The sequence below is a fragment of the Pseudomonas sp. QLc11A genome, assembly GCF_052112305.1.
In the GTDB taxonomy this organism is placed as follows: domain Bacteria; phylum Pseudomonadota; class Gammaproteobacteria; order Pseudomonadales; family Pseudomonadaceae; genus Aquipseudomonas; species Aquipseudomonas laurylsulfatiphila.
On record NZ_JAVAJJ010000005.1, the window covers coordinates 213,428 to 233,922 of the forward strand.

16 protein-coding genes are annotated in these 20,495 nt (G+C 59.2%); all 16 read left to right on the forward strand.

The window, feature by feature from the left end; all coding sequences use genetic code 11:
- The 16 genes from uppS (at position 1) to kdsA (ending at position 20,353) form a co-directional block, all read left to right on the forward strand.
- A complete protein-coding gene (gene uppS, locus Q8X48_RS10345; protein ID WP_095965038.1) occupies positions 1-756 on the forward strand; it encodes a polyprenyl diphosphate synthase in 756 nt (251 codons plus the stop codon).
- The gene (locus Q8X48_RS10350; RefSeq protein WP_015093764.1) at positions 756-1,562 is read left to right on the forward strand and encodes a phosphatidate cytidylyltransferase; all 807 of its coding nucleotides are present in this window, start codon (positions 756-758) and stop codon (positions 1,560-1,562) included. Before uppS ends, Q8X48_RS10350 begins: the two co-directional genes overlap by 1 nt.
- Positions 1,559-2,749, forward strand: coding sequence for a 1-deoxy-D-xylulose-5-phosphate reductoisomerase (gene ispC, locus Q8X48_RS10355; RefSeq protein ID WP_126053022.1), 1,191 nt, complete (start codon positions 1,559-1,561; stop codon positions 2,747-2,749). The genes Q8X48_RS10350 and ispC overlap by 4 nt, the downstream gene beginning before the upstream one ends.
- A 53-nt stretch (positions 2,750-2,802) precedes the next feature.
- Positions 2,803-4,155 (forward strand): sigma E protease regulator RseP, encoded by a 1,353-nt coding sequence (rseP, locus tag Q8X48_RS10360; RefSeq protein ID WP_015093766.1) that lies wholly within the window; start codon positions 2,803-2,805, stop codon positions 4,153-4,155.
- Positions 4,156-4,227: 72 nt separating this feature from the next.
- The gene (gene bamA, locus Q8X48_RS10365; RefSeq protein ID WP_015093767.1) at positions 4,228-6,603 is read left to right on the forward strand and encodes an outer membrane protein assembly factor BamA; all 2,376 of its coding nucleotides are present in this window, start codon (positions 4,228-4,230) and stop codon (positions 6,601-6,603) included.
- Between the two features lie 45 nt (positions 6,604-6,648).
- Positions 6,649-7,152 carry an OmpH family outer membrane protein gene (locus Q8X48_RS10370; RefSeq protein ID WP_015093768.1) on the forward strand — a complete coding sequence of 168 codons (504 nt, stop codon included), beginning with the start codon at positions 6,649-6,651 and terminating at the stop codon, positions 7,150-7,152.
- 3 nt (positions 7,153-7,155) lie between these two features.
- Positions 7,156-8,211, forward strand: a complete 1,056-nt coding sequence (lpxD, locus tag Q8X48_RS10375) for a UDP-3-O-(3-hydroxymyristoyl)glucosamine N-acyltransferase (RefSeq protein WP_095965041.1) — start codon at positions 7,156-7,158, stop codon at positions 8,209-8,211.
- A gap of 252 nt (positions 8,212-8,463) precedes the next feature.
- Positions 8,464-8,904 carry a 3-hydroxyacyl-ACP dehydratase FabZ gene (fabZ, locus tag Q8X48_RS10380; RefSeq protein ID WP_007978374.1) on the forward strand — a complete coding sequence of 147 codons (441 nt, stop codon included), beginning with the start codon at positions 8,464-8,466 and terminating at the stop codon, positions 8,902-8,904.
- Positions 8,901-9,677, forward strand: a complete 777-nt coding sequence (gene lpxA, locus Q8X48_RS10385; protein WP_007978373.1) for an acyl-ACP--UDP-N-acetylglucosamine O-acyltransferase — start codon at positions 8,901-8,903, stop codon at positions 9,675-9,677. Before fabZ ends, lpxA begins: the two co-directional genes overlap by 4 nt.
- A 2-nt stretch (positions 9,678-9,679) precedes the next feature.
- Positions 9,680-10,810 (forward strand): lipid-A-disaccharide synthase, encoded by a 1,131-nt coding sequence (gene lpxB, locus Q8X48_RS10390; RefSeq protein ID WP_407800661.1) that lies wholly within the window; start codon positions 9,680-9,682, stop codon positions 10,808-10,810.
- Positions 10,811-10,821: 11 nt separating this feature from the next.
- Entirely contained in the window at positions 10,822-11,448 is a 627-nt protein-coding gene (rnhB, locus tag Q8X48_RS10395; protein WP_407800681.1) for a ribonuclease HII, read from the forward strand.
- Positions 11,449-11,525: 77 nt separating this feature from the next.
- Complete coding sequence (gene dnaE / locus Q8X48_RS10400; protein WP_407800662.1) at positions 11,526-15,047, forward strand: DNA polymerase III subunit alpha; 3,522 nt, start codon at positions 11,526-11,528, stop codon at positions 15,045-15,047.
- Between the two features lie 139 nt (positions 15,048-15,186).
- A complete protein-coding gene (locus Q8X48_RS10405) occupies positions 15,187-16,134 on the forward strand; it encodes an acetyl-CoA carboxylase carboxyltransferase subunit alpha (RefSeq protein ID WP_007978369.1) in 948 nt (315 codons plus the stop codon).
- Between the two features lie 133 nt (positions 16,135-16,267).
- On the forward strand, positions 16,268-17,596 hold the full coding sequence (tilS, locus tag Q8X48_RS10410; RefSeq protein WP_407800663.1) for a tRNA lysidine(34) synthetase TilS: 1,329 nt from the start codon (positions 16,268-16,270) through the stop codon (positions 17,594-17,596).
- Between the two features lie 274 nt (positions 17,597-17,870).
- Positions 17,871-19,502 carry a CTP synthase gene (locus Q8X48_RS10415; protein WP_407800664.1) on the forward strand — a complete coding sequence of 544 codons (1,632 nt, stop codon included), beginning with the start codon at positions 17,871-17,873 and terminating at the stop codon, positions 19,500-19,502.
- A gap of 5 nt (positions 19,503-19,507) precedes the next feature.
- Positions 19,508-20,353 (forward strand): 3-deoxy-8-phosphooctulonate synthase, encoded by an 846-nt coding sequence (gene kdsA / locus Q8X48_RS10420; RefSeq protein ID WP_007970708.1) that lies wholly within the window; start codon positions 19,508-19,510, stop codon positions 20,351-20,353.
- Positions 20,354-20,495 lie beyond the last annotated feature (142 nt).

Consider the following 20,495-nt stretch of genomic DNA (forward strand, 5'->3'; position numbering starts at 1 on the left):
ATGGATAAGACTAAACAGACTGCACCGTCCGCGGTGCCGCGCCATGTCGCGATCATCATGGATGGTAATAATCGCTGGGCAAAAAAACGCTTTATGCCAGGTGTCGCCGGGCATAAAGCGGGCGTGGATGCGGTGCGTGCGGTCATTGAGGTCTGTGCCGAGGCCAAGGTCGAAGTGCTGACCCTGTTCGCCTTCTCCAGTGAGAACTGGCAGCGTCCGGCCGATGAGGTCAGCGCTTTGATGGATCTGTTCTTCAGGGCGCTACGTCGTGAGGCCAAGCGCCTCAACGACAACAACATCAGCCTGCGCATCATTGGTGACCGCTCGCGTTTTCATCCCGAGCTGCAGGCTGCCATGCGCGAAGCCGAGGCCATGACGGTTGGCGCCAATCGTTTTGTCCTGCAGATCGCCGCCAATTACGGCGGTCAGTGGGATATCGCGCAAGCGGCGCAACGACTGGCACGAGAGGTTCAGGCCGGACACTTGCGTCCGGAAGACATCACGCCTGATCTGTTGCAGACCTGCCTGGTCACAGGCGATCTGCCGTTGCCTGACTTGTGTATTCGTACTGGTGGCGAGCATCGCATCAGTAATTTCCTGCTCTGGCAACTGGCCTATGCCGAGCTGTATTTCTCCGACCTGTTCTGGCCGGACTTCAAACACGGTGCCATGCGCGATGCGCTGGCCGATTACGCTTCCCGCCAGCGCCGCTTCGGTAAAACGAGCGAGCAGGTCGAGGCTGGAGCCCGGGTTTAATGCTTAAACAACGAATCATCACCGCGCTGATCCTGCTGCCGATTGCCCTGTGCGGGTTTTTCCTGCTTGAAGGTTCCGGTTTTGCACTGTTCATCGGGCTGGTAGTTACCCTCGGTGCATGGGAATGGGCGCGTCTGGCGGGTTTCGCCGGGCAAGCGTTCCGCGTCGGCTTTGCCGCTGTGGTCGCCTTGATGTTGTTCGTCATGTACATCTTGCCTGGGCTGGCGCCTTGGGTATTGGGCGCTTCGGTGCTGTGGTGGGCGGTGGCGACGTATCTGGTACTGACCTATCCGCGTTCGAGCGAGCATTGGTCCAGTGCGGCGACCAAGCTGGTGATCGGCCTGTTGATTCTCCTGCCGGCCTGGCAGGGGCTGGTGCAGATCAAGCAGTACCCGCTGGGTAACTGGCTGATCATGGCGGTGATGGTGCTGGTCTGGGGTGCCGATATCGGTGCCTACTTCTCCGGTCGTGCTTTCGGCAAGCGTAAACTCGCGCCACAGGTCAGTCCGGGCAAAAGCTGGGAGGGCGTGTACGGTGGTCTGGCGCTGAGCCTGGTCATTACCACGCTCGTTGCTCTGGTGCGCGACTGGACGGTGGCGCAGCTGTTCAAAGGGCTGATCTGTGCTGCGCTGATCGTGTTCATTTCGGTAGTGGGTGATCTCACTGAAAGCATGTTCAAGCGTCAATCCGGGATCAAGGACAGCAGCAATCTGCTTCCGGGGCACGGTGGTGTGCTGGATCGTATCGACAGCCTGACAGCGGCCATTCCGGTGTTCGCCGTGCTGTTGTGGATGGCGGCACCATGAGCCGCCCGCAACAGATTACCGTTCTGGGGGCAACCGGTTCGATTGGCCTGAGTACGCTCGACGTCGTTGCTCGTCATCCTGATCGTTACCAGGTCTTTGCCTTGAGTGGATTCACTCGCTTGAGTGAATTGCTGGCGCTCTGCGTGCGCCATATCCCGCGATTTGCCGTAGTGCCTGAGGTCGCGGCTGCCCGCACCTTGCAGGATGATTTGCGCGCGGCGGGCCTTCCAACCCGTGTTCTGGTGGGGGAGGAAGGTTTGTGTCAGGTCGCTTCCGATCCGGAAGTCGATACGGTCATGGCGGCCATCGTCGGTGCGGCGGGATTGCGCCCGACACTGGCGGCGGTCGAGGCGGGCAAGAAGATCCTCCTGGCCAATAAAGAAGCGCTGGTGATGTCCGGCGCGCTGTTCATGCAGGCGGTGCGCAAGAGCGGATCGGTATTGCTGCCGATCGATAGCGAGCACAACGCCATTTTCCAGTGCATGCCGCACGATTATGCCCGTGGCCTCGAGGCAGTCGGCGTACGCCGGATTTTGCTGACGGCTTCCGGCGGTCCGTTCCGTCAGACGCCACTGGCTGAATTGGCGCATGTTTCACCTGACCAGGCGTGTGCGCATCCGAACTGGTCCATGGGGCGAAAGATCTCCGTGGACTCGGCCAGCATGATGAACAAAGGGCTTGAGCTGATCGAAGCCTGCTGGCTGTTTGATGCCAGGCCATCCCAGGTCGAGGTGGTGATTCACCCGCAAAGTGTGATCCATTCGCTGGTTGACTACGTCGATGGTTCTGTCTTGGCGCAGCTGGGTAATCCGGACATGCGCACGCCCATCGCCAATGCTCTGGCCTGGCCGGAGCGGATCGATTCGGGTGTGGCGCCGCTGGATCTGTTTGCCATTGCACGGCTGGACTTCCAGGCGCCCGATGAAGAGCGTTTCCCTTGTTTGCGTCTGGCCCGTCAGGCGGCCGAAGCGGGTAATAGCGCGCCAGCCATGCTCAATGCGGCAAATGAAGTGGCGGTGGCGGCATTTCTCGACGAGCGGGTTCGTTACCCGGAAATCGCGAGTATCATCGAGGAAGTACTGAGTCTGGAGCCCGTCGTGGCAGTGGATGATCTCGAGGCAGTGTTCACGGCAGACGCGAAAGCGCGATTGCTGGCCGGACAATGGTTGAGCCGTCACGGGCGGTAAACGCTGCAGATAGTCAACCCAGGCAGCAGCGAATAGGATTGCGGAGAAAGTAGATGAGCGCGCTCTATATGATTGTCGGCACCCTGGTCGCTCTGGGTGTGCTGGTTACCTTCCACGAGTTCGGCCACTTCTGGGTCGCGCGTCGCTGTGGGGTCAAGGTGCTGCGCTTCTCCGTAGGCTTCGGCACGCCTTTGCTGCGTTGGCACGACAAGCAGGGCACCGAATTCGTCGTTGCCGCCATCCCGTTGGGTGGCTACGTGAAAATGCTCGACGAGCGCGAAGGCGAAGTGCCGTCCGATCAGCTTGATCAATCCTTCAATCGTAAATCCGTTCGTCAGCGCATTGCCATTGTAGCGGCGGGGCCGATCGCCAACTTCCTGCTGGCATTGGTGTTCTTCTGGGGGCTGGCAATGCTCGGCAGCGAGCAGGTGCGTCCGGTCATCGGGGCTGTCGAGTCTGGCAGCATCGCGGCCAAGGCGGGTTTGAGTCCCGGCCAGGAAATCGTGGCCATTGATGGTGAGCTGACTTCCGGCTGGGCGGAGGTGAATCTGCAACTGGTTCGTCGTCTGGGCGAAAGCGGTTCATTGCAGGTGCTGGTTCGCGAGCAAGGCTCGACGACCGATTCGCCACGTGAACTTGCGCTGGATAAATGGCTCAAAGGCGCTGACGAACCCGACCCCATTCATTCGTTGGGGATTCGCCCGTGGCGCCCGGCATTGCCGCCTGTTCTGGCCGAACTTGATCCAAAGGGGCCGGCCCAGGCTGCCGGCCTGAAGACCGGTGACCGGTTGCTGGCGCTCGATGGTCGTGCGCTGGATGATTGGCAGCAAGTCGTCGATACCGTCCGTATGCATCCTGATACCAAAATCATGCTGCGGGTCGAGCGAGACGGTGCTCAAATCGACGTCCCGGTGACGCTTGCCGCTCGCGGCGAGAGCAAGTCACCCAACGGCTACCTGGGGGCAGGGGTGAAGGCTGTCGATTGGCCGCCGGAGATGCTCCGCGAGGTCAGTTATGGGCCATTGGCAGCGATTGGCGAGGGGGCTCGGCGCACCTGGACCATGAGCGTGCTGACCCTCGATTCACTGAAGAAAATGTTGTTCGGCGAGCTCTCGGTAAAAAACTTGAGTGGACCGATAACCATTGCTAAAGTGGCGGGCGCTTCGGCCCAGTCGGGTGTTGCTGATTTCCTGAATTTCCTTGCTTATCTGAGTATTAGCCTGGGAGTTCTGAATTTGCTGCCCATTCCTGTGCTGGATGGGGGGCATTTGTTGTTTTATCTGATCGAGTGGGCGCGTGGTCGTCCCTTGTCGGATCGGGTGCAAGGTTGGGGGATACAGATCGGCATCAGTTTGGTGATCGGAGTGATGTTGCTCGCTCTGGTTAATGATCTGGGTCGTCTGTAACGTCGCTGAATTGCGAATCTGCCGCATTTTGCGGCAGTTTGTTTATTGCCAGTTGGAATAAGAAAGGACTTCATGAAACGTCTGCTGCTAACTGCGGTTCTCACCGTATTGATGATCGCCGAAGTTCACGCCGAGTCCTTCACTATCTCTGATATTCGCGTCAATGGCCTCCAGCGGGTCTCCGCGGGTAGCGTCTTTGGTGCTTTGCCGTTGAACGTCGGTGAACAGGCGGATGATCGTCGCCTGGTGGAATCCACTCGTGCGTTGTTCAAAACCGGTTTCTTTCAAGATATCCAGCTGGGCCGCGATGGCAACGTCCTGGTCATCACGGTAGTCGAGCGCCCGTCGGTCGCCAGTATCGAGATCGAAGGCAACAAGGCGATCTCTACCGAAGACCTGATGAAAGGCCTCAAGCAATCCGGTCTGGCCGAAGGCGAGATCTTCCAGCGTGCCACCCTTGAAGGTGTACGTAACGAACTGCAGCGCCAATACGTCGCCCAGGGTCGCTACTCGGCTACCGTCGACACCGAAGTGGTGCCGCAGCCGCGTAACCGCGTTGGCCTGAAGGTCAACATCAACGAAGGTACCGTTGCGGCTATCCAGCATATCAACGTGGTGGGCAACACGGTCTTCCCCGATGAAGACCTGATCGACCTTTTCGAACTCAAGACCACCAACTGGTTGTCGTTCTTCAAGAACGATGACAAGTACGCCCGTGAAAAACTGTCCGGTGACCTGGAGCGTCTGCGTTCCTACTACCTGGACCGTGGCTATATCAACATGGATATCGCTTCGACCCAGGTTTCCATTACGCCGGACAAGAAACATGTCTACATCACCGTCAACGTCAACGAAGGCGAGAAATACACCGTTCGTGACGTCAAGCTCAGCGGCGACCTGAAAGTCCCTGAAGACCAGATCAAGTCCCTGTTGCTGGTGCAAAAAGGCCAGGTGTTCTCGCGCAAGCTGATGACCACCACTTCCGAACTGATCACCCGTCGCCTGGGTAACGAAGGCTACACCTTCGCCAACGTCAACGGCGTGCCTCAGCCGCACGATGAAGATCACACCGTGGACATCCTGTTCGCGGTCGATCCGGGCAAGCGTGCCTACGTGAATCGCATCAACTTCCGTGGCAACACCAAGTCCGAAGACGAAGTGCTGCGTCGTGAAATGCGTCAGATGGAAGGCGGCTGGGCTTCGACCTACCTGATCGATCAATCCAAGACCCGTCTGGAGCGTCTGGGCTTCTTCAAGGAAGTCAACGTCGAAACCCCGGCCGTACCGGGTGTCGATGACCAGGTTGACGTCAACTACAGCGTTGAAGAGCAAGCCTCCGGTTCGATTACCGCCAGCGTCGGTTTCGCCCAGAGCGCCGGTCTGATCCTCGGTGGTTCGATCACCCAGAACAACTTCCTGGGTACCGGTAACAAGGTCAGCGTCGGCTTGACCAAAAGCGAATACCAGACCCGCTACAACTTCGGTTTCGTCGACCCCTACTGGACCGCCGACGGCGTGAGCCTGGGTTACAACGCCTTCTACCGCACCACCGACTACGATGACCTTGATACTGACGTCGCCAGCTACGCCGTAGATAGCCTGGGTGCCGGTGTGAGTGTCGGTTATCCAATCAGCGAGACTTCGCGTCTGACCTTCGGCCTGAATGCGCAACAAGACGAAATCAAGACCGGCGTTTACACCGTTGACGAGATCTTCGACTTCGTTAACAAGGAAGGCGACAAGTACCTGAACTTCAAGGCTTCGGCCGGTTGGTCCGAGTCCACCCTTAACAAGGGCGTGCTCGCTACCCGTGGTCATTCCCAGAGCCTGGTGCTGGAATCCACGATTCCAGGCAGTGACCTGTCGTTCTTCAAGCTCGACTACCGTGGCCAGTTGTTCCAGCCATTGAGCGAGAACTACACCATGCGCCTGCACACCGAACTGGGTTATGGCGATGGTTACGGTTCGACCGACGGCTTGCCATTCTATGAAAACTACTATGCTGGTGGTTTCAACTCGGTACGCGGCTTCAAGGACAGCACCCTGGGTCCTCGCAGTACGCCAAGTACCGGTAAGAACCCTGGTACAGCGTTCGACCCGGACCAGGATCCACTGCCGTTCGGTGGTAACGTCCTGATCCAGGGCGGTGTGGAAGTTCTGTTCCCGCTGCCGTTCGTCAAAGATCAACGCTCCCTGCGTACCTCGGTATTCTGGGATGTGGGTAACGTGTTCGATTCGTCGTGCTCGGATACCACAAACGCTGATGGCACGAAGTCCGACACTAAGTGCAACGACATTAGCCTGAGCAATATGGCCAGTTCTGTTGGTGTAGGTGTGACGTGGGTCACTGCACTGGGTCCTTTGAGTTTTGCATTGGCCATGCCGGTCAAGAAACCGGATGACGCCGAAACTCAAGTGTTCCAATTTTCCCTCGGCCAGACGTTCTAAGCGTCTGACCCAAGATAACGACAATGAATTTTGTAGGAGTGCATCGTGCGTAAGTTGACTCAATTGGTTCTCCTGGCCAGCGTATTGGTCGCTGGTCCGGCATTTGCCGACATGAAAATTGCAGTTCTGAACTATCAGATGGCTCTGCTGGAGTCCGACGCGGCCAAGAAATACGCCGTGGATGCCGAGAAGAAGTTCGGTCCTCAGCTGACCAAGCTCAAGACGCTGGAAACCAGCGCCAAGGGCATTCAGGACCGCCTGATGGCCGGTGGCGACAAAATGCAGCAGGGCGAGCGCGAGCGTCTGGAGCTTGAATTCAAGCAAAAGGCCCGTGACTTCCAGTTCCAGTCCAAGGAGCTGAACGAAGCCAAAGCCGTTGCCGACCGTGAAATGCTGAAGCAGCTCAAGCCGAAACTGGACAGCGCTGTGGAAGAAGTCATCAAGAAAGGTGCTTTTGACCTGGTCTTCGAGCGTGGCGCAGTGATTGATGTCAAGCCTCAGTACGACATCACTCGCCAGGTTATCGAGCGCATGAATCAGCTGAAGTAATCCATGACCGTGACCATTAAGCTCGGCCAGCTGGCCGAGTTCCTCGGCGCCACGCTACGTGGCGACCCGGAGAGAGAAATTACTGGGCTAGCCACCTTGCAGGAGGCTGGCCCAGCTCAGTTGAGCTTTCTCGCAAACCCTCAATACCGTAAGTACCTGGCGGACAGCCGGGCCGCAGCACTGTTGCTGAAGGCTGCTGATGCCGAAGGTTATGCCGGTAATGCGCTGGTGGTGCCTGATCCGTATCTGGCCTATGCGCGTGTTTCCCATCTGTTCGATCCAAAGCCGAAAGCGGCTGCCGGCATTCACCCGACAGCCGTTGTGGCCGAGGACGCGGTGGTTGACCCGGCTGCGAGTATTGGCGCCTTTGCGGTGATCGAAAGCGCGGCACGAATTGCTGCCGGCGTGACCATCGGTGCGCATTGCTTCATCGGCGCCCGTTGCGAAATCGGCGAAGACGGCTGGCTGGCCCCGCGGGTCACGCTGTACCACGACGTGCGCATCGGCAAGCGTGTGGTCATTCAGTCGGGGGCCGTGCTCGGCGGTGAAGGCTTCGGTTTTGCCAATGAGAAAGGTGTCTGGCAGAAAATTGCCCAGATTGGTGGTGTGCTGGTCGGTGACGATGTCGAAATTGGCGTGAATACCGCTATTGATCGCGGCGCATTGGCCGATACCATTCTCGGCAATGGTGTGAAACTCGACAACCAGATCCAGATCGCCCACAACGTTCAGGTCGGCGATCACACCGCCATGGCCGCCTGTGTCGGGATCTCCGGCAGCACCAAAATCGGCAAGCATTGCATGCTCGCTGGCGGTGTAGGGCTGGTGGGGCATATCGAAATTTGCGATAACGTTTTCATCACCGGGATGACCATGGTGACCCACTCGATTACCGAAAAGGGTTCCTATTCTTCCGGTACGGCCATGCAACCAGCAGCCGAATGGCGCAAAAGCGCGGCTCGCATCCGTCAGCTCGATGACATCGCGCGGCGCCTGCGACAGCTGGAAAAGCAAGTAGGGGAAGTGACCCCTGACGGTAATGCTTCATCAGATGGCTGATACCATTTCCATATCAAGTGTGCACAGCCGCAAAACAGGCTGCATGGAAACGTAGCGAGCGAAGACAAGACAAGGCAAAAACAGGCGAGGAAGCGGAGTTTACTGGCTGTAAATGAGCATTCCGAGCCTGTTTTTAACGCAGTATTGTCGAGCGCAGTAGTTTCCATGCAGTCTGTAGACTGGCTCCTTGATTTGCTAGCGGAACGTGCATCAGTCGCGCGCTCCCAATCTTTACATAGGCTTCCCCCCGAAATGATGGACATCAACGAGATTCGCGAATACCTGCCTCACCGTTACCCGTTCCTGCTGGTGGACCGGGTAGTGGAGCTGGATGTTGAAGGCAAGCGCATTCGCGCCTACAAGAATGTCAGCATCAACGAACCGTTCTTCAATGGTCACTTCCCCGCGCATCCAATCATGCCGGGCGTATTGATCATCGAAGCCATGGCTCAGGCTGCCGGGATCCTTGGTTTCAAGATGCTCGACGTGAAACCGGCCGACGGCACCCTCTATTACTTCGTCGGTTCCGACAAGCTGCGCTTCCGCCAGCCGGTTCTGCCAGGCGATCAGTTGATCCTTGAAGCCAAGTTCATCAGCTGCAAGCGTCAGATCTGGAAATTCGAATGCCAGGCTTCGGTCGATGGCAAGCCGGTCTGCTCCGCTGAAATCATCTGCGCGGAACGCAAACTATGAGTTTGATTGACCCTCGTGCAATCATCGATCCGACAGCTATTCTGGCTGACGGCGTCGAGGTCGGCCCGTGGTCGATCGTCGGCGCAGGTGTGGAAATCGGCGAGGGGACAGTCATCGGGCCGCACGTGATCCTCAAGGGCCCGACCCGAATCGGCAAGCACAATCGCATCTACCAGTTTTCCTCGGTGGGTGAGGACACGCCTGACCTGAAGTACAAGGGCGAGGAAACCCGCCTGGTGATTGGTGATCACAACGTCATTCGTGAAGGCGTGACGATCCACCGCGGCACCATCCAGGATCGTTCGGAAACGACCCTGGGCGATCACAACCTGATCATGGCCTATGCCCACATCGGCCACGACAGCGTGATTGGCAACCACTGCATCCTGGTGAACAACACCGCACTGGCGGGCCATGTGCATGTGGAAGACTGGGCGATCCTCTCCGGTTTTACCCTGGTTCACCAGTATTGCCACATTGGCGCCCACAGCTTTTCCGGCATGGGTACGGCGATCGGCAAGGATGTTCCAGCCTACGTCACGGTGTTCGGCAACCCTGCCGAAGCCCGCAGCATGAACTTCGAGGGCATGCGCCGTCGGGGTTTCAGCGAAGATGCGATCCACGCGCTGCGTCGTGCCTACAAGGTGGTGTACCGCCAGGGCCTGACCGTGGAGCAGGCGCTTGCCGAACTGGCAGAGCCGTCCGCCCAGTATCCGGAAGTGGCGGTGTTCCGTGACTCCATTCAGTCTTCGACCCGCGGCATCACCCGCTAACCATGGCCAATCTGCGTATTGCGCTGGTAGCGGGTGAGGCTTCCGGTGACATTCTGGGTGCGGGCCTCATGCGCGCGCTCAAGGCTCGCCACCCGGCGGTCGAGTTCATCGGTGTCGGTGGTCCGTTGATGCAGGCTGAAGGCCTGACCTCGTATTTCCCGATGGAGCGTCTGTCCGTCATGGGCCTGGTGGAAGTGCTGGGCCGGTTGCGCGAGTTGCTGGCGCGGCGCAAGAAGCTGGTCGCCGACCTGATCGCCGCGAAACCCGATGTGTTCATCGGTATCGATGCGCCGGACTTCAACCTCAATATCGAACTCAAACTGCGTCAGGCCGGTATCAAGACCGTGCATTACGTCAGTCCGTCGGTGTGGGCCTGGCGGCAGAAGCGCGTGCTGAAGATTCGCGAAGGCTGCGACCTGATGCTCACGCTGTTCCCGTTCGAAGCCAGGTTCTATGAAGAGAAAGGCGTGCCGGTGCGGTTTGTCGGTCATACCTTGGCCGATGCCATTCCACTCGAAGCCGATCGCGCGGCTGCGCGGGCCGAGCTCGGTTTGCCTGATGGGCCGCTGGTGGCGTTGATGCCAGGCAGCCGTGGCGGTGAAGTTGGCCGGCTAGGTGCGTTGTTTCTCGATACCGCGCAGCGCCTGCGGGCGTTGCGCCCGGGTGTGCGGTTTGTCATGCCTTGCGCCAGTGCACAACGTCGCGCACAGCTTGAAGAGCTGTTAGCCGGTCGCGACCTGCCACTGACCCTGCTCGATGGACAGTCGCATCTGGCCTTGGCAGCGTGCGATGCGGTGTTGATTGCCTCCGGTACCGCGACGCTTGAAGCATTGCTGTACAAGCGGCCTATGGTGGTCGCCTATCGCCTGGCGCCGCTGACGTTCTGGATTCTCAAGCGCATGGTGAAAAGCCCCTATATTTCGTTGCCGAATTTGTTGGCTCAGCGTCTGTTGGTGCCCGAGTTGTTGCAGGACGATGCGACGGTCGAAGCGCTGGCCCAGACCTTGTCACCCTTGATCGAGGGTGGGGAAGAGCAGACCCGTGGCTTTGACGAGATTCACCGGACCCTGCGTCTGGATGCCTCCAACCAGGCGGCGGACGCCGTGCTGAACCTGATCGGCCAAGTAGAATGAGTAAAACGAACATGCAGATGGGGCTGGACTTTACCTTGGTCGCTGAAGTCGAAGAGTTGGTTGCCGGCGTCGATGAAGTCGGTCGCGGCCCGCTCTGTGGCGCGGTAGTGACGGCGGCGGTCATTCTTGATCCGAACCGCCCGATCCTCGGCCTGAACGACTCGAAGAAACTCACCGAGGCCCGTCGCGAAAAGCTCTACGACGAAATCTGCGAAAAAGCCCTGAGCTGGTGCATCGCTCGCGCCGAAGTCGAGGAAATCGACGAACTGAATATCCTGCACGCCACCATGCTGGCCATGCAGCGCGCGGTCGCCGGGCTGCACATCCAGCCGAAACTGGCGATGATCGACGGCAACCGCTGCCCGAAACTGCCGATGCGCTCCGAGGCAGTGGTGAAGGGCGATAGCAAGGTTCCTGCCATCGCCGCCGCATCGATTCTGGCCAAGGTCAGCCGCGATCGCGAAATGGCTGCGTTCGAATTGATCTATCCGGGTTACGGCATTGGCGGGCATAAAGGCTACCCGACGCCCGTTCATCTGGAAGCGCTCGCCCGTCTCGGCCCAACCCCGATTCACCGGCGTTCGTTTGCTCCTGTACGGCAAGCATATGAAGCGCGAGAAAGCCTGATCGAGAGTTAGTCGCAAGGCTGATTTTTTTTAGCAGGGCCCGGTACAATCCGGGCCTTGTTGTTTTCAAGTTCACAGACAGGATCACTATGCCGGCTTCATTCGTTCACCTACGCCTGCACACTGAATACTCCCTGGTCGACGGTCTGGTGCGGATCAAGCCGCTGGTCAAGACCCTGGTCGGCATGAATATGCCTGCCGTGGCGGTCACCGACCAGAACAACATGTGTTCCCTGGTCAAATTCTATAAAAACGCCATGGGTGCCGGGATCAAGCCGATCTGCGGCGCCGACCTGTGGCTGTCGAACAAGGATCCGGACAACCCGCTGAGCCGGATCAGCCTGCTGGTGATGAACGCTGAAGGCTATCGCAATCTCACCGAGCTGATTTCCCGCGGCTTTATCGAAGGTCAGCGCAATGGTGCCATCATCATCGAGCGCGAATGGGTCGCTGAAGCCAGCGCCGGCTTGATCATGTTGTCGGCGGCCAAAGAGGGCGAGATCGGCCAGGCCATGCTCAGCGGCAACCCCGCCGAGGCCGAAACCCTGGCCCGCGAATGGATGGACGTGTTTCCGGATCGTTTCTACCTGGAGATCCAGCGCACCAACCGCCCCAACGATGAAGAACAGTTACACGGCGCCGTGGCCCTGGCCGAGAAGCTCGGTGCGCCGCTGGTGGCGACCAACGACGTGCGTTTCATCAAGCAGGAAGACTTCGCCGCCCACGAAACCCGCGTCTGCATCGGTGAGGGCCGTGCCCTCGACGATCCGCGGCGTTCAAAGAACTACAGCGATCAGCAGTACCTCAAAAGCGCCGAGGAAATGGCCGAGCTGTTCAGCGACATTCCCGAGGCGCTGGAAAACACCGTCGAGATCGCCAAGCGTTGCAACATCGAAGTGAAGCTGGGTACGCACTTCCTGCCCAACTTCCCGATCCCCGATGGCATGACCATTGACGAGTATTTCCGCAAGGTGTCCTTCGATGGCCTGGAAGAGCGCCTTACCGTCCTGCTGCCCAAGGACACCACCGAAGACTATGAAGCCAAGCGTCAGGTCTATGTCGACCGGCTGAATTTCGAGCTGGATATCATCATCCAGATGGGCTTCCCCGGTTACTTCCTGATCGTGATGGACTTTATCCAGTGGGCCAAGAACAACGGCGTACCGGTCGGGCCTGGTCGTGGGTCGGGTGCCGGATCGCTGGTGGCCTATGTGCAGAAGATCACCGACCTCGACCCGCTGGAATATGACCTGCTGTTCGAGCGTTTCCTCAATCCGGAACGGGTATCGATGCCCGACTTCGACGTCGACTTCTGCATGGACGGTCGCGATCGGGTGATCGACTACGTGGCCGAGAAGTACGGCCGCAACGCGGTAAGCCAGATCATCACCTTCGGTTCCATGGCGGCCAAGGCTGTGGTCCGCGACGTGGCGCGGGTGCAGGGCAAGTCCTATGGCCTGGCGGACCGTCTGTCGAAGATGATCCCGTTCGAAGTCGGCATGACCCTGGAAAAGGCCTACGAGCAGGAAGAGATCCTGCGTGACTTCATCAAGGTCGATGAAGAAGCCGCGGAAATCTGGGAGATGGCCCGCAAGCTCGAAGGCGTTGTGCGTAACGTCGGCAAGCACGCTGGTGGTGTGGTTATCGCGCCAACCAAGCTGACCGACTTCTCGCCGATCTACTGCGACGAGGCGGGTGACGGTCTGGTAACCCAGTTCGACAAGGACGACGTTGAAGCGGCCGGTCTGGTGAAGTTCGACTTCCTCGGTTTGCGGACCCTGACGATCATCGATTGGGCGCTGAAAACCATCAACCGCGACCGCGCCAAGGTCAACGAGCCGCCGCTGGATATCGCGTTCATTCCGCTGGACGACAAACCGACCTACACCTTGCTGCAAAAAGCCGAAACCACGGCGGTGTTCCAGCTTGAATCCCGGGGCATGAAAGAGCTGATCAAAAAGCTCAAGCCCGACTGCCTGGAAGACTTGATCGCACTGGTGGCCCTGTTCCGTCCGGGTCCGCTGCAATCGGGCATGGTGGACGACTTCATCAACCGCAAGCACGGTCGCGCCGAGCTGGCGTATCCGCACTCGGACTACCAGTACGAAGGCCTCAAGCCCGTACTGGCACCGACCTACGGCATCATCCTGTATCAGGAACAGGTGATGCAGATTGCCCAGGTCATGGCCGGTTACACCCTCGGTGGTGCGGACATGTTGCGTCGCGCCATGGGTAAGAAAAAACCCGAGGAAATGGCCAAGCAGCGCGGCGGTTTCATTGAAGGTTGCGCCACCAACAATATCGATGCCGACCTCGCCGGCAACATCTTTGACCTGGTGGAAAAGTTCGCCGGTTACGGCTTCAACAAATCGCACTCCGCTGCCTACGGCCTGGTGTCGTACCAGACCGCGTGGCTGAAGGCGCACTACCCGGCGCCGTTCATGGCCGCGGTACTCTCGGCGGATATGCACAACACCGACAAGGTCGTGACCTTGATCGAAGAAGTGCGGACCATGAAGCTGCGTCTCGACGCGCCGGACGTAAACACTTCCGAGTTCAAGTTCACGGTGAACGACGAAGGCCGGATCATCTACGGCCTGGGTGCCATCAAGGGCGTGGGTGAGGGACCGGTCGAGGCCATCACCGAAGCGCGTCTGGCCGGGCCGTTCAAGGATCTGTTCGATTTCTGTGCCCGGGTCGACCTCAAGCGCATCAACAAGCGCACCCTCGACGGCTTGATCCGCAGCGGTGCCCTGGATCGCCTCGGGCCGTACTTCCACGATGAGCAGAAAGCCTACCAGGCCAACATCGACCGCAACCGCGCAGTGCTGCTGACGGCCATGGAAGAAGCGATCAAGGCGGCCGAGCAGACCGCGCGGACCCAGGACAGCGGTCACTCGGACCTGTTTGGCGGTCTGTTTGTCGAAGAAGACGCCGACGTCTACGCCAACCACCGCAAGGCCAAGGAGCTGACCCTCAAGGAGCGCCTCAAAGGGGAGAAAGATACCCTCGGCCTGTACCTGACCGGTCACCCGATTGACGAGTACGAGGGTGAAATCCGTCGCTTCGCCCGCCAGCGCATCATCGATCTGAAACCGGCGCGTGATACCCAGACCGTTGCCGGGATGATCATCGCCTTGCGGGTGATGAAGAACAAAAAGGGCGACAAGATGGGGTTCATCACCCTCGACGACCGCTCCGGACGGATCGAGGCCTCGCTGTTTTCCGAGGCGTTCCATTCGGCGCAGTCACTGTTGCAGACCGACGCGATGGTGGTGGTCGAAGGCGAGGTCAGCAATGACGACTTCTCCGGTGGCCTGAAATTGCGGGTCAAGCGGGTGATGAGCATGGAGGATGCGCGCACCAACCTGGCCGAAAGCCTGCGTCTGAAGTTGCATGCCAAGGATCTCAAGGGCGATCAGCTACGCTGGCTGGGCGAACTGTTGAAGCGTCACCGCGGTGCGTGCCCGATCACCATGGACTACACCAGCCCTGATGCGAAGGCCTTGTTGCAGTTCGGCGAGGGCTGGCGAATCGATCCGGCGGATGCGTTGATTCAAGCCCTGCGTGACCAGTTCGGGCGAGACAACGTCTTCCTCCAATACCGTTGACGGTCAGTGCTATCAGATTGCCCTGACCCAGACCTGAATTTTTAATCTCGACCTCAACGCGCCTGTCCCTTAAGGTAGGGCGCGAATAGACAACCGGCCGGCCCAAGATCCCTTGGGACTCGACCCAAGACGGACGCCTATGAACCCGAATTTTCTAGATTTCGAACAGCCGATCGCCGACCTGCAAGCCAAGATCGAAGAGTTGCGCTTGGTCGGTAATGACAATTCGCTGAATATCGGCGATGAGATCTCCCGCCTGCAGGACAAGAGCAAAACGCTGACCGAAGACATTTTCGGCAAGCTGACCAGCTGGCAGATCGCACGCCTGGCACGTCACCCGAAACGTCCGTATACCCTGGACTACATCGAACACATCTTCACCGAGTTCGACGAACTGCACGGTGACCGTCACTTCTCCGACGACGCGGCCATCGTTGGCGGCATCGCCCGTCTGGACGACAAGCCAGTCATGGTCATCGGCCACCAGAAGGGCCGTGAAGTGCGCGAGAAGGTTCGCCGCAACTTCGGCATGCCGCGTCCGGAAGGCTACCGCAAGGCTTGCCGCCTGATGGAAATGGCCGAACGCTTCAAGATGCCGATCCTGACCTTCATCGACACCCCGGGCGCTTACCCTGGCATCGACGCTGAAGAGCGCAACCAGAGCGAAGCGATTGCCTGGAACCTGCGGGTCATGGCGCGCCTGAAAACCCCAATCATCGCCACCGTGATCGGTGAGGGTGGTTCCGGTGGTGCACTGGCAATCGGTGTCTGCGACCAGTTGAACATGCTGCAATACTCGACTTACGCGGTGATTTCGCCGGAAGGTTGCGCTTCGATTCTGTGGAAAACCGCCGAGAAGGCACCGGATGCCGCAGAAGCGATGGGCATCACCGCCGAGCGCCTAAAAGGCCTGGGCATCGTGGACAAGGTGATTGGCGAGCCATTGGGCGGCGCGCACCGTGATCCGGCTGCTGCCGCTGCATCGATCCGCGCCGAGCTGAGCTCGCAGCTGGCGATGCTGAAGAAGTTCGACAACGACGCGCTGCTCAAGCGCCGTTACGATCGTCTGATGAGCTACGGTCTCTAAGCCGAACGCGCAGTGCCCATGTGGGAGCGAGCTTGCTCGCGATGAGGGTGTAACAGTCGACGAATGTGTTGAATGTTAGGCCGCTATCGCGAGCAAGCTCGCTCCCACATTTGATTTGTGCATAGAGGCAGATATGAGTCAGTCCGCGATTGATTTGCCTTCCAGGCTTTTGCTGAATCTTAAACCGTGGCGCAATGCTGCGACCTGGCGCATCGCCTTCTCCGGCGGCCTGGACTCCACTGTCCTGCTGCATCTGCTGGCACATCTTGCAAAAACCGAATCCCTGCCGGCGCTGTGCGCCATCCATGTTCATCACGGCCTTCAAGCCGTGGCCGATGCGTGGCCGGAACATTGTCGTTCTGTGTGCGCTACGCTGGGCGTCCCGTTGCAGATCGTTCGGGTGCAGGTGCAGCCCGGTGCCAGTCTGGAGCGTGCGGCGCGGGACGCGCGTTATCACGCGTTCACCGAAGTGATACTGCCCGAGGAGGTCCTGCTGACAGCCCAGCACCGCGACGATCAGGCGGAAACCTTGTTGTTCCGTATGTTGCGTGGGGCCGGCGTGCGCGGGCTGTCGGGTATGCCGCGTCAGCGCTCGTTGGGCAAGGGCCATCTGCTGAGGCCATTGCTCGACGTCACGCGGGCTGAACTGGAGGCCTATGCCAACGAGCATGGCTTGAGCTGGATCGAAGACCCTTCAAACGAAGATCGGCAGTACTCGCGCAACTACCTGCGGCATCAAGTCTTCCCCGCCTTGACCCGGCGCTGGCCACAAGCGGTGGCAACCATGGCCCGCAGTGCGGCGCATCTGACTGAAGCGCAGGGGTTGCTCGAAGAACTGGCAGACATGGATTTGCGTAACGCCAACTCTGTCAGTGAATTCGCCTGGCTGGGCTTGCGATCCCTTGAACTGGCGTCGCTTGCGCAACTCTCCGCTGCCCGGCAGCGCAATGCCCTGAGTCATTGGCTCGAACCGCTGACCCGTCTGCCGGACACTGACCATTGGTCGGGTTGGGAGGATTTGCGCGACGCCAGCGGCGATGCCTGCCCGGTGTGGCGGCTGGCCGATGGTGAACTGCATCGGGCGGGCGGGCGGATCTGGTGGTTGTCGGGCCGCTGGTTGCGCCCTCTGCCTGTCGCCGGAACGTGGCAGGACCCGCGTTCACCGCTGGTAACTCCGGACAACGGCACGCTGTCGCTCACCGGACAAATCCCCGATGGCCCGTTACAGATCCGCTATCGTGAAGGGGGAGAGGTCATGGCTTTGCCAGGCCGCGGCCATCGGGACCTGAAACGTTTGCTCAATGAAAGCGCTGTACCGTCCTTCGTGCGCGGCAGATTGCCGCTGCTCTACAAAGACGGGCAATTGCTGGCGGTAGCGAACCTCAACGGGCTCGATGGCGGTGCGATCGGTAACTGGCATTTGCATTGGCAGCCACTGAACGAAGATCAAGGTTTGAGCTGAAAGGGGCTTTCCGGTAGACTACGCTCCCTTCTTGATACAACTTCTGTGGATTCGCCTGAATTGCAGGAGTTGCCGATTACCAAGCAGTCTTTGCTGGGCGATTCCAAAAAATGTGTAGCGAGCAACGAACCGGTGATTCATTTCCCGGTCTGTCCCAACGCGGCGGTTTTTTTGAAAGGTGCACTGTGATTAATGCAGGTGATCGGGGGCTTCGGCCTTCCTTCGCTTTCCCCGGCGGCTCGGACCGCTTTAACGCAGACTTCTAGGGTTTTTCATGACGCGCTACATATTCGTCACGGGCGGTGTTGTTTCTTCATTGGGGAAAGGCATTGCATCGGCATCATTGGCGGCCATCCTGGAGGCGCGGGGACTTAAGGTCACCATGCTGAAGCTGGACCCGTACATCAACGTCGACCCGGGCACCATGAGCCCGTTCCAGCACGGTGAAGTGTTCGTCACACACGACGGCGCCGAGACCGACCTGGACCTGGGTCACTACGAGCGGTTCATCCGCACGACCATGACCCAGAACAACAACTTCACCACCGGCCGTGTCTACGAACACGTCCTGCGCAAAGAGCGCCGTGGTGACTACCTGGGTGCAACCATCCAGGTGATTCCGCACATCACCGACGAAATCAAGCGCCGCATCATCAAGGGTGCCGGCGACGCTGACGTGGCAATGGTCGAGATCGGTGGCACCGTGGGTGACATCGAGTCGCAACCGTTCCTCGAAGCGATCCGCCAACTGCGTTTCGAAGTCGGCGCCAAGCGCGCGATGCTGATGCACCTGACACTGGTGCCGTACATCGCCACTGCCGGTGAAACCAAAACCAAGCCAACCCAGCACTCGGTGAAGGAACTGCGTTCCATCGGCCTGCAACCAGACGTGCTGGTCTGCCGCTCCGACCACCCGATCGATGTGTCGTCGCGTCGCAAGATCGCGCAGTTCACCAACGTTGAAGAGCGTGCGGTGATCGCGCTGGAAGACGCCGATACCATCTACAAGATCCCGGGCATCCTGCACTCCCAGGGCCTGGACGATTTCGTCGTCGAGCGCTTCGGCCTGCAATGCGGCGGTGCCGATCTGTCCGAGTGGGAAGCCGTGGTCGACGCCAAGCTCAACCCTGAGCACGAAGTCACCATCGCCATGGTCGGCAAGTACATGGAGCTGCTGGACGCCTACAAGTCGCTGATCGAAGCGATGAGTCACGCCGGCATCAGCAACCGTACCAAGGTCAACCTGCGCTACATCGATTCCGAAGACATCGAGAACCAGGGCACTGCGCTGCTGGAAGGCGTCGACGCGATCCTGGTGCCTGGCGGCTTCGGTCTGCGTGGCGTTGAAGGCAAGATCACTGCCGTTCAATACGCTCGCGAAAAAAAGGTTCCATACCTGGGCATCTGCCTGGGCATGCAAGTGGCCGTAATCGAGTTCGCACGTAACGTGATGGGCTGGAAAGACGCCAACTCCACCGAGTTCGATCGTGCAAGCGGTCACCCGGTCGTGGGCCTGATCACCGAGTGGGAAGATGCCACCGGCGCGGTCGAAACCCGTACCGAAGCTTCCGATCTGGGCGGTACCATGCGCCTGGGCGCGCAGGATTGCCTGCTGGAGCCGGGTTCCCTGGTTCACGGCTGCTACGGCAAGGACGTGATTGTCGAGCGTCACCGTCATCGCTACGAAGTGAACAACAACCTGCTGCCGCAAATCATGGAAGCCGGTTTGAAAATCTCCGGTCGATCCGGGGATGGCGCACTGGTTGAAGTGGTTGAAGCACCGGATCATCCATGGTTCGTCGCTTGCCAGTTCCACCCTGAGTTCACCTCGACGCCACGCGACGGTCATCCGCTGTTCAGCGGTTTCGTCAAGGCCGCGTTGGCTCAACACCAGAAGAAGGCGTAACCCCGATGGCACAGAAGATCATCCGCGTCGGCGACATCGAGATTGCCAACGACAAACCCATGGTGCTGTTCGGCGGCATGAACGTGCTGGAAAGCCGTGACATGGCCATGCAGGTTTGCGAAGAGTATGTGAAGGTCACCGAAAAGCTCGGTATCCCTTACGTGTTCAAGGCCAGTTTCGACAAGGCCAACCGGTCTTCTGTGACCTCCTATCGTGGTCCGGGCCTGGAAGAAGGCATGCGCATCTTCCAGGACATCAAGCAAGCCTTCGGCGTGCCGGTCATCACCGACGTTCACGAGCCTGACCAGGCCGCCGTCGTCGCTGAAGTCTGCGACATCATCCAGTTGCCGGCCTTCCTGTCGCGCCAGACCGACCTCGTGGTCGCGATGGCCAAAACGGGCGCCGTGATCAACATCAAGAAAGCCCAGTTCCTCGCGCCTCAGGAAATGAAGCACATCCTGAACAAGTGCGTGGAAGCGGGAAATGATCAGTTGATTCTCTGCGAGCGTGGTTCGAGCTTCGGCTACAACAACCTGGTCGTCGACATGCTCGGCTTCGGCATCATGAAGCAGTTCGAATACCCGGTGTTCTTCGACGTGACCCATGCGCTGCAAATGCCTGGCGGTCGCTCCGATTCCGCCGGCGGTCGTCGCGCCCAGGTCACCGACCTGGCGAAGGCCGGTATGAGCCAGTCGCTGGCCGGCCTGTTCCTGGAAGCCCACCCGGATCCGGACAACGCCAAATGTGACGGTCCTTGCGCCTTGCGCCTGGACAAACTGGAGCCATTCCTGGCCCAGCTCAAAGCCCTGGACGAACTGGTGAAGAGTTTTCCGACGGTAGAAACCGCGTAATCCTCAATTCTCCGGTAAAGTACCGCACGATTTAATGCTCAGGCCCTCGAGCCTGAGCCTTGTCGTCTGCAAGACTGCCCGCTGCACCTCGCTTGCCGACGACCAAAGATTTCCTACAGCTGCGTCGTTTTCGTCAACTTTG

Bases quoted from the DNA above. Each gene is read 5' to 3' on its own strand.
- lpxD (WP_095965041.1), top strand. From the start codon at position 7,156: ATGACCGTGACCATTAAGCTCGGCCAGCTGGCCGAGTTCCTCGGCGCC.
- Q8X48_RS10350 (WP_015093764.1), top strand. From the start codon at position 756: ATGCTTAAACAACGAATCATCACCGCGCTGATCCTGCTGCCGATTGCC.
- fabZ (WP_007978374.1), top strand. From the start codon at position 8,464: ATGATGGACATCAACGAGATTCGCGAATACCTGCCTCACCGTTACCCG.
- kdsA (WP_007970708.1), top strand. From the start codon at position 19,508: ATGGCACAGAAGATCATCCGCGTCGGCGACATCGAGATTGCCAACGAC.
- lpxA (WP_007978373.1), top strand. From the start codon at position 8,901: ATGAGTTTGATTGACCCTCGTGCAATCATCGATCCGACAGCTATTCTG.
- Q8X48_RS10405 (WP_007978369.1), top strand. From the start codon at position 15,187: ATGAACCCGAATTTTCTAGATTTCGAACAGCCGATCGCCGACCTGCAA.
- dnaE (WP_407800662.1), top strand. From the start codon at position 11,526: ATGCCGGCTTCATTCGTTCACCTACGCCTGCACACTGAATACTCCCTG.
- uppS (WP_095965038.1), top strand. From the start codon at position 1: ATGGATAAGACTAAACAGACTGCACCGTCCGCGGTGCCGCGCCATGTC.
- rseP (WP_015093766.1), top strand. From the start codon at position 2,803: ATGAGCGCGCTCTATATGATTGTCGGCACCCTGGTCGCTCTGGGTGTG.
- rnhB (WP_407800681.1), top strand. From the start codon at position 10,822: ATGCAGATGGGGCTGGACTTTACCTTGGTCGCTGAAGTCGAAGAGTTG.
- Q8X48_RS10415 (WP_407800664.1), top strand. From the start codon at position 17,871: ATGACGCGCTACATATTCGTCACGGGCGGTGTTGTTTCTTCATTGGGG.
- bamA (WP_015093767.1), top strand. From the start codon at position 4,228: ATGAAACGTCTGCTGCTAACTGCGGTTCTCACCGTATTGATGATCGCC.
- ispC (WP_126053022.1), top strand. From the start codon at position 1,559: ATGAGCCGCCCGCAACAGATTACCGTTCTGGGGGCAACCGGTTCGATT.
- lpxB (WP_407800661.1), top strand. From the start codon at position 9,680: ATGGCCAATCTGCGTATTGCGCTGGTAGCGGGTGAGGCTTCCGGTGAC.
- tilS (WP_407800663.1), top strand. From the start codon at position 16,268: ATGAGTCAGTCCGCGATTGATTTGCCTTCCAGGCTTTTGCTGAATCTT.